Here is a 16,549-nt window from a genome sequence, read left to right as displayed (position 1 = left end):
TGCGTCCGGTTTCAACGGTCTCACTCAGCGGGTGTGGTGCGCCCTGCGCGAGCAGGGCCACGATGTCGGCGTGGAACTCGCACCGGCGCACACCCCGGAATCCATGACCGCGGCGGTGGAGCGGGTCGACCCCGACCTCATCCTCTGCCCCTTCCTCAAGCACCGCGTGCCCGAGGACGTGTGGCGGCGGTGGACCACCGTCATCGTCCACCCCGGGCCCGTGGGCGACCGCGGCCCGTCCTCGCTCGACCACGCCCTCCTGGGCCGCAGCCCCCGCTGGGGCGTCACCGCGCTCTCGGCGGTCGAGGAGATGGACGCGGGCCCCGTCTGGGCCTCCTTCACCTTCGACGTCCCCGAGGGCGTCACCAAGTCCGCGCTGTACAACAGTCGCGTCGCCGACGCCGCCATGGAATGCGTCGCCGCCGTCGTCCGCAAGGCCGCCGCCGGCGAGCGCCCCACCCCCGCCGGCGAGCACCCGCGCGCCGTCCCGGGCACCGGCGAGCTCCCGCTCCTGCGCCGCCCCGCGTTCGCCCTCGACTGGCGCGCTCCAGCCGCGGACCTCGCCCGCCGCATCGCCGCCGCCGACGGCGCCCCCGGCGCGCCGGTCGAACTCAACGGCCAGTCCTACTGCCTGTTCGACGCCGCCGTCTCCGAGGAGCACACCGGCGCCGAACCCGGCGCGATCGTCGGCCGCGACGCCGAGGCCGTCGCCTTCGCCACCGGCCGCGGCACCCTCTGGGTCGGCTACGCCGCGACCCTCGACCGCAAGCGCGGCCCCAAGCTCCCCGCGTCCATGGTCATCGACCCCAAGGACGCCCCCTGCAAGCAGGCCCCCGACGCCATCGCCGAGACCTCCTACCGCCGCGACGGCGACATCGGCCACCTCCGCATCCGCTCCTACAACGGCGCCATGCACACCGGGCAGTGCCACCGCCTCACCCAGGCCGTCGAGAAGGCCCTCGCCGAGGACACCCGCATCCTCGTGCTCTCCGGCACCGAGCACGCCTTCTCCAACGGCATCCACCTCGGCGTCATCGACGCCGCCCCCGACCCCGCCGCCGAGGCCTGGGACAACATCAACGCCATCGACGACCTCTGCGAGGCGATCGCCGGCGCCGACCAGCTCACCGTCGCCGCGTTCACCGCGAACGCCGGCGCCGGCGGCGTCATGGCCGGACTCTGCGCCGACGTCACCGTCGCCCGCGACGGCGTCGTCCTCAACCCCTACTACGACATGGGCATCTTCGGCTCCGAGCTCCACACCTGGACCGTCGCCGACCGCATCGGCGAGCAGGCCGCCGCGCGCCTGCTGGGGGACAAGCTCCCCCTCGCCGCGTCCGAGGCCGCCCGCATCGGCCTCATCGGCGCCGTCGGCCCCCGCGACTGGGACGAGTTCCAGCGCTGGCTCCGCGCGGTCGCCCTCGGCTACAACGACCCGGTCACGCGCGGGCGCATGTTCGCCGCCAAGTCGCGCCGCCGCGCCGCGTCGAAGCCGATGTCGTACTACCGGGCCGTCGAACTGGCCGAGATGGCCCGCGACATGTTCGACGACCGGCACGGCTTCCACGCCATGCGCCGCGCCTTCCTGGGCAAGTCCGCGCCTGCGGCGACCCCGGCGAGACTGCGCTTCGCCTGAACTGCGCTTCAACTGAAATCGGCAGTGCGTTGACAGGCCGCGTCCCACCTGGTGGACTGGAGGCATGTTCGAAGAAGGGCAGTACTTCGCGCCGGTCAACACCGACGCCGACGGCACGGTCGTCGTGGAACTGGGTGAGACCCACCCGGGATTCGCGGACGCCGAATACCGCGAACGGCGCAACGCCATCGCGGCACTCGCATTGGACTGGAGGCCCGGCCTACCCATGCCGACGGTCGCCTACACCGATGCCGAACACGAGATATGGCGGCTGGTCAGTGCGGAACTGGCCGTCAAGCACCAGGCGCTGGCCGCACACGACTACCTCGACGGCGCCGAGCGCCTCAAGCTCCCCGCCGACCACATCCCGCAGCTCCACGAGGTCTCCGAGCTCCTGGAGCCGCTGACCGGGTTCAGCTACATGCCCGCCGCCGGACTCGTGCCCCTGCGCGAGTTCTACGGCGTCCTCGGGGACGGCAAGTTCCACGCCACCCAGTACATCCGCCACCACTCGGTGCCGCTCTACACGCCCGAGCCGGACGTCGTCCACGAGGTCATCGGCCACGCCAACGCCCTCGCCGCGCCCCGCTTCGCCGCGCTGTACCGCGCCGCCGGGGACGCCGCCCGCCGCGTGCACTCCGAGGAGGCGCTCGAGTTCGTCTCCCGCGTCTTCTGGTTCACCCTCGAGTTCGGGGTCATCAGCGAACCGGACGGCCTCAAGGCCTACGGCGCGGGCATCCTCTCCTCGTACGGGGAGATCGACGAGTTCCGGGACATGACGATCCTGCCGCTCGACCTGGTCACCATGGGGACCATCGACTACGACATCACCCACTACCAGGACAAGCTGTTCGACGCGGGGTCGATGGACCGCCTGGAGGACGTCGTCGGCGAGTTCTGGGAGACCTGCGACGACGACGTCATCGAGCGGCTGAAGGCGGACGGCGGGAAGGCCCGGTAAGGCCTAGTACAGCTGCTTCGCGTAGGCCTCGCCGTAGTACTCGACCAGCTCGTCGAGGGTCTTGTCGACCGTCTGCGTCTCCTTGACCATCTGCGCGTGGCTCGGTAGCACCTCGGGGTCCCACGTCTCGGGCCGCCAGATGCCCGATCGCATCGAGGCCTTGCCGCAGTGGAAGAAGATCGTCTCCACCTCAACCACGAGCGCCAGCACCGGCTTGTGGCCCTTGACGATCATGTACTCGAAGAAGGGCGCGTCCGAGACCACTCGGGCGCGCCCGTTGATCCGCAGCGTCTCGCGCCGGCCCGGGATCAGCGACAGCAGTCCGACGTGCGGGTTGGCGAGCACGTTGTGGTAGCCGTCCACCCGGTGGTTGCCCTTGCGCTCGGGGATGGCGACCGTCTGGTCGTCGAGCACGTGCACGAGCCTCCCGGCCGGGTCGCCCTTGGGGGAGGCGTCGCAGTTGCCCTCCGCGTCCGAGGTCGCCACCACCACGTACGGGGAGGCCGCGAGCCACTCGCGGTCGCGCTCGTGGAGCCTGGGCCGCTCCTTCTGCGCCGCTTGGGGTTTGACCTCCCCTACGATCTCGCGGAGCTTCTCGGGATCGGTGACTTCGGTCCACAGGCGAGCATCGACGGCGTCCATGTGCGTCCCTTCGAGACGGGGGCTACTCGGTCTCGATGCTACGCCCGGGCCGAGCCTGCTTGCGCCGCCGTTTCTCGTCGTCCTCCAGGGCGTCCCGCACCCCCTGGCGGACGGCCCAGTACACGAAGTACGAGCCCAGCAGCATGCACACGAAGACGATGAGGAGTCCCATACCGCTCAGGGTATTGAAAAACTGTGATCTTCGCTGAACACGGGGCCCAACCTGTGAAACGGACTTCCCACTGGGCGGCACGCGCAAGTACCCTTGACCGCGTGTCTGAGAAGAGCCTGTTCCTCGATGTCCTGAGCCGCCGCGTCGTGATCGCCGACGGGGGCATGGGCACGATGCTCCAGACCTTCGACCCGACGATGGAGGACTACGACGGCCACGAAGGCCTCTCCGACATCCTGTGCCTGACCCGCCCCGACATCGTCCTCGGCATCCACGAGGCCTACCTCGCGGCCGGCGCCGACTGCGTCGAGACCAACAGCTTCAACGCCAACTACGGCGGCCTCGTCGAGTACGGCCTCGAAGACCGCGCCCGCGAGATCGCCCGCGCCTCCGCCGAGCTCGCCCGCCGCAAGGCCGACGAGCACGCCACCCCCGAGTGGCCCCGCTTCGTCCTCGGCTCAATGGGCGGCGGCACCCGCCTGCCCACCCTCGGCCACGCCCCGTTCGCGCTCCTGCGTGACCACTACGAGGCGTGCTCCCTCGGCCTCATCGAAGGCGGCGCCGACGCGCTCCTCGTCGAGACCGCCCAGGACCTCCTCCAGGCCAAGGCCGCCGTCATCGGCGCCAAACGCGCCAACGCCGCCCTCGGCACCGCGGTCCCGATCATCGCCCAGGTCACCGTCGAGACCACCGGCACCATGCTCGTCGGCGGCGAGATCGGCGCGGCCCTCACCAGCCTCGCCGCCCTCGGCATCGACCTCATCGGCCTCAACTGCGCCACCGGCCCCGACGAGATGGGCGAGAGCATCCGCTACCTCGCCCGCCACTCGCCCGTCCCCATCTCGGTCATGCCCAACGCCGGCCTGCCGACCCTCGGCCCGAACGGCGCCGTCTACCCCCTCACCCCCGAGGAGCTCGCCGACGCCCACGAGGACTTCGTCACCAACCACGGCGTCAACCTCGTCGGCGGCTGCTGCGGCACCACCCCCGACCACATCCGCGCCGTCCGCGCCCGCCTCAGCGCCGGCGGCACCGGCGCCCCCGCCGACATGGTCGCGCCCAAGCCCCGCACCCCCGTCCTCGACCTCGGCGTCTCCTCGTCCTACCACCACGTCCCCTTCGTGCAGGACGCCTCGATCCTCAACGTCGGCGAACGCACCAACGCCAACGGCTCCAAGGCCTTCCGCGACGCCATGCTCGCCGCCGACTACGACCGCTGCGTCGAGATCGCCCGCGAGCAGGCCAGCGGCGGCTCCCACCTCCTCGACCTCTGCGTCGACTACGTCGGCCGCGACGGCGCCGAGGACATGCGCGTCCTCGCTTCCCGCTTCGCCACCGCCTCCACGCTCCCGATCATGCTCGACTCCACCGAGCCGAACGTGGTCGAAGCCGGACTCGACGCCCTCGGCGGCAAATGCGTCGTCAACTCCGTCAACTTCGAGGACGGCGACGGCCCCGCCTCCCGCTACCAGCGCATGATGCCCCTCGTCGCCGAGCACGGCGCCGGCGTCGTCGCCCTCTGCATCGACGAAGAAGGCCAGGCCCGCGACCGCGACTGGAAGGTCCGCGTCGCCGGGCGCCTCATCGACGACCTCACCGGCACCTGGGGCATGAAGGTCGAGGACATCTTCGTCGACGCCCTCACCTTCCCCATCTCCACCGGCCAGGAGGAGACCCGCAAGGACGGCGTCGAGACCATCGAGGCCATCCGCGAGATCGCCCGCCGCTGGCCCGGCGTCAACTTCACCCTCGGCGTCTCCAACATCTCCTTCGGCCTCAACCCCGCCGCCCGCCAGGTCCTCAACTCCGTGTTCCTCCACGAATGCGTCCAGGCCGGCCTCACCAGCGCCATCGTCCACGCCTCCAAGATCCTGCCCATGGCCTCGATCCCCGAGGAGCAGAAGCAGGTCGCCCTCGACATGGTCTACGACCGCCGCACCGAGGACTACGACCCGCTCCAGCGGCTCATCGAGATCTTCGACGGCGTCAGCCTCGCCGGCACCAAGGAGGCCCGCGCCGAAGCCCTCGCCGCCCTCCCGCTCGGCGAACGCCTCGCCCAGCGCATCATCGACGGCGACAAGAACGGCATGGACACCGACCTCGACGAGGCCCTCGCCGCCGGCAGGCGCCCCCTCGACATCATCAACGACCACCTCCTCGACGGCATGAAGACCGTCGGCGACCGCTTCGGCTCCGGCCAGATGCAGCTGCCGTTCGTCCTCCAGTCCGCCGAGACCATGAAGTTCGCCGTCGCCCACCTCGAACCCCACATGGACAAGGCCGACGCCGCCGACAAGGGCACCATCGTCCTCGCCACCGTCCGCGGCGACGTCCACGACATCGGCAAGAACCTCGTCGACATCATCCTGTCCAACAACGGCTACACCGTCGTCAACCTCGGCATCAAGCAGCCCATCAACGCCATCCTCGACGCCGCCGAGGAGCACGGCGCCGACGTCATCGGCATGAGCGGCCTCCTCGTCAAGTCCACCGTCATCATGAAGGACAACCTCGCCGAGATGATGGCCCGCAGCCTCCACCGGCGCTGGCCGGTCCTCCTCGGCGGCGCCGCGCTCACCCGCGCCTACGTCGAGGACGACCTCCGCGAGATGTTCGAAGGCGGCCAGGTCCACTACGCCCGCGACGCCTTCGAGGGCCTCGCCCTCATGGACAAGGTCATGACCGCCCGCCGCACCGGCGTGCCGATCTCCGACCCCGAGCAGGACGCCAAGATCGCCCTGCGCCGCGAGCGCCGCGCCAAGCAGGCCACCCTCGTCGCCGAGACCCTCCCCGACCTCGACGACACCTCGGTGCGCTCCGGCGTCGCCACCGACGTCGACATCCCCGTGCCGCCCTTCTTCGGCTCCCGGGTCGTCAAGGGCGTCGCCCTCGCCGAGTACGCCTCGATGCTCGACGAGCGCGCCACCTTCCTCGGCCAGTGGGGCCTCAAGCCCGGCCGCGGCGACGACGGCGCCTCCTACGAGGAGCTCGTCGAGACCGAGGGCCGCCCGCGCCTGCGCTACTGGCTCGACCGGCTCATGACCGACAACGTCCTCGACGCGAAGGTCGTCTACGGCTACCTCCCGGTCTACTCCGAGGGGAACACCCTCGTCGTCCTCGACGAGAACGGCCACGCCGAGCGCGCCCGCTTCACCTTCCCGCGCCAGCGTCACGGCAAGCGGCTCTGCCTCGCGGACTTCTTCCGCGCCAAGGACGGCGAATCCCTCGACGTCCTCGGCATGCAGCTGGTCACCTTGGGCAGCAAGGTCTCCGAGTACACCAACGAGCTGTTCCAGGCCAACGCCTACCGCGACTACCTCGAAGTCCACGGCCTCACCGTGCAGCTCACCGAGTCCCTCGCCGAGTACTGGCACCGCCGCATCCGCCGCGAATGGGTCCTCCCCGACGGCGGCACCGTCGGCGACGCCGACCCCGGCGACCTCAGCGGCATCCTCGACGTCGACTTCCGCGGCTGCCGCTACTCCTTCGGCTACCCCGCCTGCCCCGAGCTGGCCGACCGCGCCACCCTCGTCGACCTCCTCGGCGCCGAGCGCATCGGCGTCGAACTGTCCGAAGGGGACCAGCTCCACCCGGAGCAGTCCACCGACGCGATCGTCCTCCACCACCCCGAGGCGAGCTACTTCAACGCCAAGTGACCCCGGGAGGTGCCCGGCGCCCGTGCGGCGCCGGGCACCGAACCCGCGGCCGCGTTCACCCCCGCGCCACCCGCCCGGCACCATAGGGGCCATGTCGCACGAACTCGTCGCCTACCTCGGCGTCATGGACGCCGGGAAGTCCACCCTCGCCCTCCAGTACCACCACTCCCTCGGCGGGCAGGGCGTCGTCTACACCTCCATGGACCGCGGCGGCGAAGGCGTCGTCTCCAGCCGCCTCGGCCTCGCCCACCAGGCCCGCGAGGTCAAACCCGGCTTCGACATCTACGACGACCTCGCCGCGACCCGCCCCCCGTACGTCATCGTCGACGAGGTCCAGTTCCTCGAGGCCCCCAAGCAGATCAACCACCTCGCCGACGCCGTCGACGGCCTCGGACTCGACGTCTACGCCTTCGGCCTCAAGACCGACTTCCTCGGCCGCCTCTTCCCCGCCTCCCAGCGCCTCATCGAACTCGCCGACCGCATCGAGGAACTCCCCGTCCGCGTCAACTGCTGGTGCGGCGAGCGCGGCACCCACAACGCCCGCGTCCGCGACGGCGTCATGGTCTTCTCCGGCGACCTCGTCGAAGTCGGCGACATGGACTCCTACACCGTCCTCTGCCGCCGCCACCACCGCGCCGGACTCGCCTGACCCGGTGTGAGCCTCCTCGCCCGGAACGGGCGAAACCTCCGATCGCGCCCCGCGCCCCGATACCGTTCTAGACGTGACTTCCACCGCGCAGCCGTTCCCGCAGGCCGTCCTCTTCGACATGGACGGGACCCTCCTCGACTCCGAGCCGCTCTGGGACGTCGCCCTCGAAGAACTCGCCGTCCTCCTCGGCGGCGCCCTCCGCGCCGAAGTCCGCGACCGCATGGTCGGCTCGAACGAGGACGCCTCGGTGATCTTCCTGCTCGAAGACCTCGGCCTCCCCGTCGAGTCCTTCCCCGAGCACGTCCAGTGGCTCCGCAACCGCATGAAGACCCTCTTCGCCGCCGGCGCCGCCTGGAAGCCCGGCGCGAAGGAGCTCCTCCTGGAGGTCCGCGCCGCCGGCGTCCCCACCGCCCTCGTCACCTCGACCGCGCGCGAACTCACCGAAGTCCTGCTCCAGACCCTCGACCCCGCCAACTTCGACGTCATCATCTGCGGCGACGAGGTCCAGGCCCGCAAGCCCGACCCCGAGCCCTACCTCACGGCCGCCGCCAAGCTCGGCGTCGACATCGACCGCAGCATCGTCCTGGAGGACTCCCGCTCCGGCACCGAGTCCGCCCTCGCCGCCGGCGCCGTCGCCTTCGCCGTGCCCAGCGAGGTCGCCATCCCCGACGAGGTCCCGGCCCACCGCCTCGAGACCCTCGACGGCATCACCCTCGACCGCCTCCGCACGATCGCGAGTGCCTAAAACACGTTGACGCCCCAACGGTTCACGACGATCGTGGGCCCATGGAACCCAGTCACGAGATCGTCAAGGCCCTCGCCGACCCCGCGCGCCTCCGCGTCTTCGCCGCGATCGTCCTCGCCGGCGACGACGGCACCGGACTCGCCGAGCTGCACGCCGTCCACCCCCGCGCCGACCAGGCCCTCCCGCGCCTCGTCCGCGCCGGACTCGTGACCACCGCCGGACACGGCTTCCGCGCCGCCCCCGCGGCCTTCCGCGAGGCCGCTGCAGCGGCCCGCGCGGCCGTCCCCGACGCACCCGAGGGCACCGCCGTCGACGTCGCCCACCTCTACTCGGCCGGACGCCTCACCGTCATCCCCACCCGCCGCGCCACCCGCGTCGCCGTCCTCCGCGACCTCGCCGAACGGCTCTTCGCCTTCGACCGCGTCTACTCGCAGGCCGAGATCACCGAGGCGCTGGCCGAGGTCCACGACGACCCGCTGACGCTCCGCCGCGAGCTCATCGACGAACTCCTCCTCGAACGCACCCTCGGCGGCCGCGAGTACCGCCGCCGCGAGGCCCCGCCGCTGCAGGAGGGCCGGGAGACCCCGGCGAAGTAGCGCGCCCAGGAGGCCCGCGGCCTCAGCCGCCGTCTAGCAGGCGGCGACCTTCGGCCGCGGCGCCAGCGTCTCGCGGTGCTCGTCGCCCCACGCCTCCAGGGGCGCGAGCGCCAGATTCAGCGACTCCCCGAGCGGCGTCAGCGAGTACTCGACTCGCGGCGGCACCTCGGCGTACAGCTCGCGGCGCACGACCCCGCTCGCCTCCAGCTGCCGCAGGTTCTCCGCGAGCACCTTCTCGCTCACCCCGTCGAGCTTGCGCCGGATCTGCCCGAACCGGACGGGCCCCTCGGCGAGCACCCACATCAGGTGCATCTTCCACTTGCCGCCCACCACGTCGATCGCGATCGACATGCCGCAGGTTTGATCTCCGTCACCCATCACCATCGCGGTGCGCCTCCCGACCGTATTTCGAACCTCGACGTAAGCAACCCCACCAGGAAGTGCGGTCTTGCCGAGCCTACCCGGGCCGACCGACGATAGACCCCGTCAACACCAACCGGGAAACATCACTTCCGAAGGGGCACAACATGTCTGCACAGAAGTCCGTCACCGTCCTCGGTCTCGGCCCAATGGGCCGCGCCACCGCGCGCCTCCTCCTCGCCGCCGGCTTCGACGTCACCGTCTGGAACCGCAGCGCCGGCAAGTCCGAGGCGCTCGCCGAGCTCGGCGCCACGCCCGCCGCCACCGTGGCCGAGGCGGTCGCCGCCAGCGACACGGTCCTGCTCTCGCTCATCCACTACGACGCCATGTACGGCGTCCTGGAGCAGGCCGACATCGCCGGCAAGACGATCGTCAACCTCTCGTCCGACTCCCCGGCCAACACCGCCAAGGGCGCGGACTGGGTCCTCGCCCGCGGCGCGAAGTTCCTGACCGGCGCCTACATGACCCAGAGCGACGACATCGCGCACCCGGCCTCGCACCTGTACGTCAGCGGCCCCGCCGACCTCCACGACTCGCTGCGCCCGATCCTCGAGCAGCTCTGCGCCAACGTCTACCTCGGCGGCGACTACGGCCTCGCCCAGCTCTACTACCAGGCCGGGCTCGCCATGTTCCACGCCTACCTCATCTCGCTCCAGCAGGCCTTCGCGATGATCGAGCGCTCCGGCGGCGACATCGACACGTTCCTCGAACTCAGCAAGGACGACGCCGGCAGCCAGCGCGACTTCTCCCTCTACTTCGCCCAGGCCGCCAAGGAAGGCGGATGGGGGGACCTGGCGAGCCTCAAGATGATGCACGCCGGCGCGCAGCACGTCATCGATGCCAGCGAGGACGCGGGCGTCGACGCCGCCATCACCCGGACCATCCAGGACTACTACCGGCGCGCGCTCGACGCCAGCGAACGGACCGGCACGGCCGTCCCCGTCTACCGCCTCTTCCGCGGCGAGATCTGACCACCGAGAAAGGGCCTCCACCATGCCGAAAGGCAGTCTCACCGTCCTCGGCCTCGGCGCCATGGGCTCGGCGATCGCGCACCGCCTCCGCGGCGCCGGCTACGCCCTGACCGTCTGGAACCGCACCGCCGCCAAGGCCGAACCGCACACCGCGGCCGGAGCGCAGGCCGCGCCCACGGTCGCCGCGGCGGCCGCGGCCGGAGACGTCGTCTTCGTCGTCCTCCTCGACCACGCCACCGTCCGCGAGCACCTCGAACCGGTCGCCGCCGAACTCAAAGGCAAGGTCGTCGTCAACCTGACGACCACCACGCCCAACCAGTCACGCGCGACCGCCGCCTGGGCCGCCGAGTACGGCATCGCCTACCTCGACGGCGCGATCATGGCCGTCCCGGACATGATCGGCACCCCGGACGCGCGCCTCCTCTACGCCGGCGACGAGAGCGCCTACGCGATCGCCCGACCCGCGCTCGAGGCCCTCGGCGCCGCCGAGTTCGCCGGGGCCGACCCCGGGGTCGCCTCGCTCAAGGACATGGCGCTGCTCTCGGCCATGGACCTCATGCTTCTTGGCTACGTCCAGGCCATCGCCATGATGCGCACGGTCGGGACCACCGCGGCCGACACCGCCGGAGAGGTGGAGATGTGGCTCGCCGCCATGCTCCCGTACGGCAGGGAGATCGCCGCGATCGTCGACGGCGGCACGTACGACACCGGCGGCCAGAGCGTCGACTTCGACCGCGCCGGCATCGCCTCGCTCATCACCGCCAGCCGCGAGCAGGGCGTCAGCGCCCGGTTCCTCGAAGCGCACCGCGTGCTCCTCGACGAGCTCGCCGCCTCCGGGCACGGCGCGAGCGACTGGCCCCGCATCATCGACCGACTCACGATCCCCAGCTAAGGAACGACATGCCGAACCAGACCGTCGCCGTCCTCGGACTCGGGGCCATGGGCTCCGCCATCGCCGCCCGCCTCCGCGACACCGGCCACGACACCGCGGTGTGGAACCGCACCGCGGCCAAGACCGCGCCGCACGCCGAAGCCGGCTCCCGCGCCGCCGCCACCGTCGCCGAGGCCGCCGCTTCGAGCGACGTCGTCCTGGTGGTCCTGCTCGACCACGGCAGCGTCCGCGAGCACCTCGAACCGGTCGCCGCCGAACTCAAGGACAAGGTCGTCGTCAACCTGACCACGACCACGCCCAACGAGGCCCGCTCCACCGCCGCCTGGGCCGCCGAGCACGGCCTCACCTACCTCGACGGCGCCATCATGGCGACCCCCGACATGATCGGCACGCCCGTCTCGCGCCTCCTCTACTCGGGGGAGCGCGCGGCGTTCGACGCCGCCCATGAGGTCCTCGCGACCCTCGGCGCCGCCGACTACGAGGGCGAGGACGCCGGGCTCGCCTCGCTCAAGGACATGGCGCTGCTGACCTCGATGTACCAGCTGTTCAGCGGTTTCATCCAGGCCGCCGCGATGATGCGCACGGTCGGCGTCCCCGCGGTGGCGACCGCCGGTGAGGTCTCCGGCTGGCTCGGCGCGATCCTGCCGCACCTCGACCAGTTCGCGGCGGTCATCGACAGCCGCGACTACAGCGGCGGCCAGAGCGCCGACTTCACCCGCGCCGCCATCGGCTCGCTCATCACCGCGTCACGCGAGCAGGGCGTGGGCGCCGACTTCCTCGAACCGCTCCTGAGCCGCCTCGACGAGCTCAGCGCCACCGGCCGCGGCGGCGCCGACTGGACCGCCGTCAACGAGCAGCTCGCCATCCGGTAGCCGCGGGGGCGGGGGACTAGCGGGCCCCCGCCCCCAGCAGCGCCAGCTTCTCGTACCCGTCGGTCCCCGGCGCGGCCGTCAGTGTCACGAGCATCTGCCCGGAGCCGTCCGCGACCCGGAACTGGTCCTTGTACAGCTGGAGCAGGCCCACCATCGGGTGCTCGAACCGCACCCAGCCGATGTTGCAGTCCCTGACCTCGGCCTGCGCCCACATCTCGGCGAAGTCCCGGTGCGCCACCGACAGCTCGCCGATCATCGCGGTCATCTCCGCGTCCTCGGGGAACAGCGCCGCCATCTTCCGCAGCTGCGCCACCGTCTCGTGCGAGCACACCGCGTACCAGTCGGGGAAGAACTCCCGCGAGTCGTCGTCGAACAGCAGCCGCACGAAGTTCGGCCCCGACTCAAGGTCCCACCCGAAGCCGCCGTACAGCAGCCGGGCCAGCCGGTTCGAGGCGAGCACGTCCTGCCGGTGGTTCAGGATCAGCGCCGGGAACGCGTCGATCGCCGCGAGCATCGTCTGGAGCGAGGGCCGCACGCCCGCGCGCTCCTGCCTCGGGCTCCGCCGCGAGTTCCCCGCGAGCCGGTGCAGGTGCGCCCGCGTGGTCTCGTCGAGCCGCAGCGCCCGCGCCACCGCGTCGAGCACCTGATCCGACGGGCGCTTCGCCCGCCCCTGCTCCAAGCGCGTGTAGTAGTCCACGCTCACCCCGGCCAGCAGCGCCAGCTCCTCGCGCCGCAGCCCGGGCACCCGCCGCCGCGCGTCCGCCGGCAGCCCGACCTCGTCGGGGTTCACCCGCGCGCGCCGCGCCTGCAGGAACTTCCCCAAGTCGACGACGTCCTCGAGCTTGTGGATTCCGGTCGCATCAGATGACATCACTCAAACCTCCGCGGCAAGCATGCCCGGGGCCGCGCCGCGATGCCTAGGTCTGTCAGTCCTAGGGTCGAACGACCCCAGGTCGAACAGACGTCTGGCAGCCCTCCCGGATCGGCCGCAGCATGGTCGGCATGAAGATCCACATCGTGTACGCCCACCCGCACACCGCCTCCCTGAACGCCGCGCTCCGCGACGAGGCCGTCCGCACGCTCGAAGGCCTCGGCCACACCGTCACCGTCGCCGACCTCTACGCCATGCAGTGGAAGGCCGTCGCGGACTTCGACGACTTCGGCCCGACCGAGAACGAGGCGTTCATGCCGGCCGCGGGGGAGGCCTGGGAGCAGGGCGAGATCGCCGCCGACGTCAAGGCCGAGCAGGCCCGGCTCCTCGCCGCCGACCTGGTGATCCTCCAGTTCCCGCTCTGGTGGTACACCGTCCCGGCGATCATGAAGGGCTGGATCGACCGGGTCTTCACCAACGGCTTCGGCTACGGCACCTCCCGCGACTGGCCGCGCTTCGGCGACGGCGTCCTCAAGGGCAGGCGGGCCATGGTCGTCGTGACCACCGGCGCCGCCGAGTCCCACCTCTCCGACCGCGGCGTCAACGGCGACATCGACAGCCTGCTCTTCCCGCTCCAGCACGGCGTGCTCTTCTACACCGGCATGGAAGTCCTCCCGCCGGTCGTGGTGACCAGCGCGCACCCGGGGTTCAGCGCGTCCGACTACGCCGACGCCGTCAAGGACCTGCGCTCGCGCCTGGAGACCTTCGCCGAGACCGCACCGGTCGCCTACCGCAGGCAGGCCGAGGACTACGACGACGACAAGCGCCTCAAGCCCGGCCTCGAGCCGGCGGGCACCACCGGGTTCGCCCTGCACCTCGCCTGACACGCGACGAGCCGGAGCGGTCTGCACCGCTCCGGCTCGCACCCCGCGTCCGATCAGACGCCGTCCAGCCGATGAGGACGGGTCTACTCGAACGGGAACCGGTCCGCGAAGGCGGGCTTCAGGTCGTCCACCCACACGGCGTTCTCGTCGAACTTCGCGTAGAAGGGGATCCCGACGATGTCGGGGTCCCTGGCCTGGAGCATCCGCAGCGCGAACACCTTCTCGTCACCGATCTGGACGACGCCGTCCACCGCCACCTTGCCCGGCGTGGCCGACATCGACGGGCCTCTCACGGTCCGGCACAAGCCGGAGACCTGGCTGAACGCGTCCCGGAAGATCCCCCAGGCCCGCGCGAGCGGCACCGAGAAGTAGTCCCTCGGTCCCGTGTCGCGCTCCACGAACATGTAGTACGGGATCATCCCCAGCTGGTGCTGGGTCCGCCACATCCCCGCCCACTCGTCCGCGTCGTCGTTGATCGTCCTGATCAGCGGCGCCTGCGTCCGGATCACCGCACCCGTGGACCGGATGCGCCGCACCGCCTCCCGCACGATGTCGGAGTCGAGCTCCTTCGAGTGCGAGAAGTGCGCCATGAACGCGAGGTTCCGCCCCGAGTCCACCACCTGCTCGAACAGCCGCAGCGTGTCCTCCGCGTCGGGATCCGACACGAACCGCTGCGGCCAGTACGCGAGCGCCTTCGACCCGATGCGGATCGATTCGACGTGGTCCATGCTCAGCAGCGGTTCGATGTACCGCCGCAGCACCGGCTCGCCCATGATCATCGGGTCCCCGCCGGTCAGCAGCACGCTGCTCACCTCCGGGTGCTCCCGCACGTAGCCGGCGAGCTGGTCGACGTCGTTGTTCGCCATCTTCAGGTCGGCGATCCCCACGAACTGCGCCCACCTGAAGCAGTAGGTGCAGTACGCGTGGCAGGTCTGACCCTGCTGCGGGAAGAACAGCACCGTCTCGCGGTACTTGTGCTGGAGCCCCGGAATGGGCTCCTCGCCGTCCTTCGGGATGTTGAGCTGGAGCTGACCCGCCGGATGCGGGTTGAGCTTGAACCGCACCTGGTTGGCCGCGGCCGTCACCTCCTGTTTCGAGGCGTCGGCCTGCAGCAGCCCGGCGATGTGGTCGACGTCCTCGGCGGGAAGCATGTCCTCCTGCGGGAACACCAGCTTGAACATCGGGTCGTCGAACGGACGGTCCCAGTCGATGAGCTCGTCGACCACGTACGCGTTCGTCCGGAACGGCAGGACCGAGGCGACGGCCCTGGTGCGAAGCCGCTGTTCCTCTGACAGCGGCGCTCGTTTGAGCAGATCGTCGAGATGACGGATGGTGTAGGCGTGGAACCGCCTACCGGTGTCTTCAGGAGCAGTCACGAGAACTCCCTCCTCTTGCGGTTGTCGGTTTGCAACGCGGCCGGCAGGGCCCTGATTACAAACAAGTGCGCGAAACCAACGCTCACCCGGCCTCCCGGGCTCTCGCCCGCGTCGGCTCCGTGGCCTTTCGGCCACGGATGGTGCACCCGATGCTTTCGCGCACACTGTGCGTGAATATGAAATTTTCAGCCGTTTGTGACGACCCTAACCCAGTGTCGCCTCAAGGGAGATGGGGACCGCCTTCAACGCCTGGCTCACCGGGCAACCGTCCTTGGTCGCCGCCGCGATCTCGTCGAACTCGCCCTTCTCGATGCCGGGCACCACGGCCCGGACGGTCAGGGCGATGCCGGTGATCCCGGTGCCGGGCTTGAAGTCGACGCCGGCCTCGGTGACGATCTCCTCCGCGGTGTAGCCGGCCTTGCCCAGGCCCGCCGAGAGCGCCATGGAGTAGCAGGAGGCGTGGGCCGCGGCGATGAGCTCCTCGGGGCTGGTCTTGCCCTCCGGGTCGTTCGCGCGCGACGCCCAGGTCACCGGAGTGTCCGGCAGACCGGACGACACGAAGCTGGTGACACCGCCGCCGTCCTGGAGACCGCCGGTCCATCGGGTGCGTGCGTTGCGAGTGACTGACATGCCTTCTCCTCTGATCGGAGTTCCTTCGCTCGCAGGCTAACAGTCGAACTTGACGCCTGAAGACGGTCCGCGACGGCGGTCGTCCCTGCCGACCTGCCGCCGCTTTCTGAGAAACACCTGCCGTCTTCGCTGGTCAAGCGTAACGTTGAACGACAGGTGACCCCCCTGGTTTCGGCACCTTCGAGGGTGTGTATATTTGTCTTTGCCCGCGGGGGAACGGAACGGCCAAGCCGGTCCGGAGATCACGGAGGCACGCGACAGGCTCTGAGAGTCACGGCGCGGTCCTGATCGCAGCGCGGGAATCACCTGAGACTTCATAGAGGCTCAATCGGGTGTGACCAGGGTCTAGCGGCCCCGGTTGGACACCGCGAATTGAGACTAGTAATGTTGTTCGGGTTGCTCCGGCGGAGAACGAAATCCTGATGTGGATGAGTTGTTTGTTGTGGCGTGTTGTTTGAGAACTCAACAGGGTGTTTGGATGGTCAGCGTGTGGGCTGGCTGGGATGCTTGGGACTAGGTTTCTGAGTGGTTCTGGTTGGTACTGTTTTTGACTGTCTTTTCCTTGGGACACTTGCT

General features: G+C 70.3%; 16 protein-coding genes and 1 pseudogene. 11 read left to right on the top strand and 6 right to left on the bottom strand.

All coding sequences use genetic code 11. The features are described from left to right. Nucleotides 1–70 precede the first annotated feature (70 nt). Nucleotides 71–1,636, top strand: a complete 1,566-nt coding sequence (locus ABD419_RS13860) for an enoyl-CoA hydratase-related protein (RefSeq protein WP_344487345.1) — start codon at nt 71–73, stop codon at nt 1,634–1,636. A gap of 64 nt (nt 1,637–1,700) precedes the next feature. Further along, nucleotides 1,701–2,597, top strand: a complete 897-nt coding sequence (locus ABD419_RS13855) for a phenylalanine 4-monooxygenase (protein WP_344487343.1) — start codon at nt 1,701–1,703, stop codon at nt 2,595–2,597. Nucleotides 2,598–2,600: 3 nt separating this feature from the next. Here the strand turns inward: ABD419_RS13855 and ABD419_RS13850 are convergent, their stop codons facing one another. Both ABD419_RS13850 and ABD419_RS13845 read right to left on the bottom strand, forming a co-directional pair. Beyond that, complete coding sequence (locus ABD419_RS13850; RefSeq protein WP_344487341.1) at nt 2,601–3,239, bottom strand: pyridoxamine 5'-phosphate oxidase family protein; 639 nt, start codon at nt 3,237–3,239, stop codon at nt 2,601–2,603. A gap of 22 nt (nt 3,240–3,261) precedes the next feature. Next, nucleotides 3,262–3,411 carry a hypothetical protein gene (locus ABD419_RS13845; protein WP_344487339.1) on the bottom strand — a complete coding sequence of 50 codons (150 nt, stop codon included), beginning with the start codon at nt 3,409–3,411 and terminating at the stop codon, nt 3,262–3,264. Nucleotides 3,412–3,575: 164 nt separating this feature from the next. Between ABD419_RS13845 and metH the strand changes: the two genes are divergently transcribed. The 4 genes from metH (at nt 3,576) to ABD419_RS13825 (ending at nt 9,057) form a co-directional block, all read left to right on the top strand. Then, on the top strand, nt 3,576–7,067 hold the full coding sequence (gene metH, locus ABD419_RS13840) for a methionine synthase (protein WP_425556077.1): 3,492 nt from the start codon (nt 3,576–3,578) through the stop codon (nt 7,065–7,067). Nucleotides 7,068–7,158: 91 nt separating this feature from the next. Further along, a complete protein-coding gene (locus tag ABD419_RS13835; protein ID WP_344487335.1) occupies nt 7,159–7,716 on the top strand; it encodes a thymidine kinase in 558 nt (185 codons plus the stop codon). Nucleotides 7,717–7,789: 73 nt separating this feature from the next. Further along, nucleotides 7,790–8,461, top strand: coding sequence for an HAD family hydrolase (locus tag ABD419_RS13830; protein ID WP_344487333.1), 672 nt, complete (start codon nt 7,790–7,792; stop codon nt 8,459–8,461). Nucleotides 8,462–8,502: 41 nt separating this feature from the next. Further along, nucleotides 8,503–9,057, top strand: a complete 555-nt coding sequence (locus tag ABD419_RS13825) for a DUF2087 domain-containing protein (RefSeq protein WP_344487331.1) — start codon at nt 8,503–8,505, stop codon at nt 9,055–9,057. 33 nt (nt 9,058–9,090) lie between these two features. Here the strand turns inward: ABD419_RS13825 and ABD419_RS13820 are convergent, their stop codons facing one another. Next, a complete protein-coding gene (locus ABD419_RS13820; RefSeq protein ID WP_344487329.1) occupies nt 9,091–9,441 on the bottom strand; it encodes a winged helix-turn-helix transcriptional regulator in 351 nt (116 codons plus the stop codon). Nucleotides 9,442–9,584: 143 nt separating this feature from the next. Here ABD419_RS13820 and ABD419_RS13815 point away from each other — a divergent pair, with 143 nt between their 5' ends. The 4 genes and pseudogenes from ABD419_RS13815 (at nt 9,585) to ABD419_RS13800 (ending at nt 12,212) form a co-directional block, all read left to right on the top strand. Further along, the gene (locus ABD419_RS13815) at nt 9,585–10,448 is read left to right on the top strand and encodes an NAD(P)-dependent oxidoreductase (protein WP_344487327.1); all 864 of its coding nucleotides are present in this window, start codon (nt 9,585–9,587) and stop codon (nt 10,446–10,448) included. A gap of 10 nt (nt 10,449–10,458) precedes the next feature. Next, nucleotides 10,459–10,923, top strand: a pseudogene (locus ABD419_RS13810) (NAD(P)-binding domain-containing protein); the annotation flags it as partial. Then, nucleotides 10,900–11,340, top strand: a complete 441-nt coding sequence (locus tag ABD419_RS13805; protein ID WP_344488016.1) for an imine reductase family protein — start codon at nt 10,900–10,902, stop codon at nt 11,338–11,340. The pseudogene ABD419_RS13810 and the gene ABD419_RS13805, both read left to right, overlap by 24 nt. Beyond that, nucleotides 11,301–12,212, top strand: a complete 912-nt coding sequence (locus tag ABD419_RS13800; RefSeq protein ID WP_344488015.1) for an NAD(P)-dependent oxidoreductase — start codon at nt 11,301–11,303, stop codon at nt 12,210–12,212. Before ABD419_RS13805 ends, ABD419_RS13800 begins: the two co-directional genes overlap by 40 nt. Before the next feature lie 16 nt (nt 12,213–12,228). Here the strand turns inward: ABD419_RS13800 and ABD419_RS13795 are convergent, their stop codons facing one another. Continuing rightward, entirely contained in the window at nt 12,229–13,083 is an 855-nt protein-coding gene (locus ABD419_RS13795) for a helix-turn-helix transcriptional regulator (protein ID WP_344487326.1), read from the bottom strand. Between the two features lie 131 nt (nt 13,084–13,214). Between ABD419_RS13795 and ABD419_RS13790 the strand changes: the two genes are divergently transcribed. Beyond that, complete coding sequence (locus tag ABD419_RS13790; protein WP_344487324.1) at nt 13,215–13,967, top strand: NAD(P)H-dependent oxidoreductase; 753 nt, start codon at nt 13,215–13,217, stop codon at nt 13,965–13,967. 83 nt (nt 13,968–14,050) lie between these two features. On the opposite strand, the gene ABD419_RS13785 is transcribed toward ABD419_RS13790, so the two are convergent. Both ABD419_RS13785 and ABD419_RS13780 read right to left on the bottom strand, forming a co-directional pair. Further along, nucleotides 14,051–15,343, bottom strand: coding sequence for a KamA family radical SAM protein (locus ABD419_RS13785; RefSeq protein WP_344487322.1), 1,293 nt, complete (start codon nt 15,341–15,343; stop codon nt 14,051–14,053). Between the two features lie 204 nt (nt 15,344–15,547). Further along, nucleotides 15,548–15,973, bottom strand: a complete 426-nt coding sequence (locus ABD419_RS13780; protein WP_106366910.1) for an OsmC family peroxiredoxin — start codon at nt 15,971–15,973, stop codon at nt 15,548–15,550. Between the last annotated feature and the right edge of the window lie 576 nt (nt 15,974–16,549).

This window comes from Glycomyces endophyticus (genome assembly GCF_039531525.1).
Lineage (GTDB): Bacteria > Actinomycetota > Actinomycetes > Mycobacteriales > Micromonosporaceae > Glycomyces > Glycomyces endophyticus.
The sequence above is the reverse complement of the archived record's forward strand: the minus strand, read 5'-3'. Positions and strand labels throughout refer to the sequence as shown.

Excerpts from the sequence above, each read along its gene's own strand:
- ABD419_RS13855 (WP_344487343.1), top strand. The coding sequence starts at position 1,701 with ATGTTCGAAGAAGGGCAGTACTTCGCGCCGGTCAACACCGACGCCGAC.
- ABD419_RS13850 (WP_344487341.1), bottom strand. The coding sequence starts at position 3,239 with ATGGACGCCGTCGATGCTCGCCTGTGGACCGAAGTCACCGATCCCGAG.
- ABD419_RS13845 (WP_344487339.1), bottom strand. The coding sequence starts at position 3,411 with ATGGGACTCCTCATCGTCTTCGTGTGCATGCTGCTGGGCTCGTACTTC.
- metH (WP_425556077.1), top strand. The coding sequence starts at position 3,576 with ATGGGCACGATGCTCCAGACCTTCGACCCGACGATGGAGGACTACGAC.
- ABD419_RS13835 (WP_344487335.1), top strand. The coding sequence starts at position 7,159 with ATGTCGCACGAACTCGTCGCCTACCTCGGCGTCATGGACGCCGGGAAG.
- ABD419_RS13825 (WP_344487331.1), top strand. The coding sequence starts at position 8,503 with ATGGAACCCAGTCACGAGATCGTCAAGGCCCTCGCCGACCCCGCGCGC.
- ABD419_RS13820 (WP_344487329.1), bottom strand. The coding sequence starts at position 9,441 with ATGGTGATGGGTGACGGAGATCAAACCTGCGGCATGTCGATCGCGATC.
- ABD419_RS13815 (WP_344487327.1), top strand. The coding sequence starts at position 9,585 with ATGTCTGCACAGAAGTCCGTCACCGTCCTCGGTCTCGGCCCAATGGGC.
- ABD419_RS13795 (WP_344487326.1), bottom strand. The coding sequence starts at position 13,083 with ATGTCATCTGATGCGACCGGAATCCACAAGCTCGAGGACGTCGTCGAC.
- ABD419_RS13790 (WP_344487324.1), top strand. The coding sequence starts at position 13,215 with ATGAAGATCCACATCGTGTACGCCCACCCGCACACCGCCTCCCTGAAC.
- ABD419_RS13780 (WP_106366910.1), bottom strand. The coding sequence starts at position 15,973 with ATGTCAGTCACTCGCAACGCACGCACCCGATGGACCGGCGGTCTCCAG.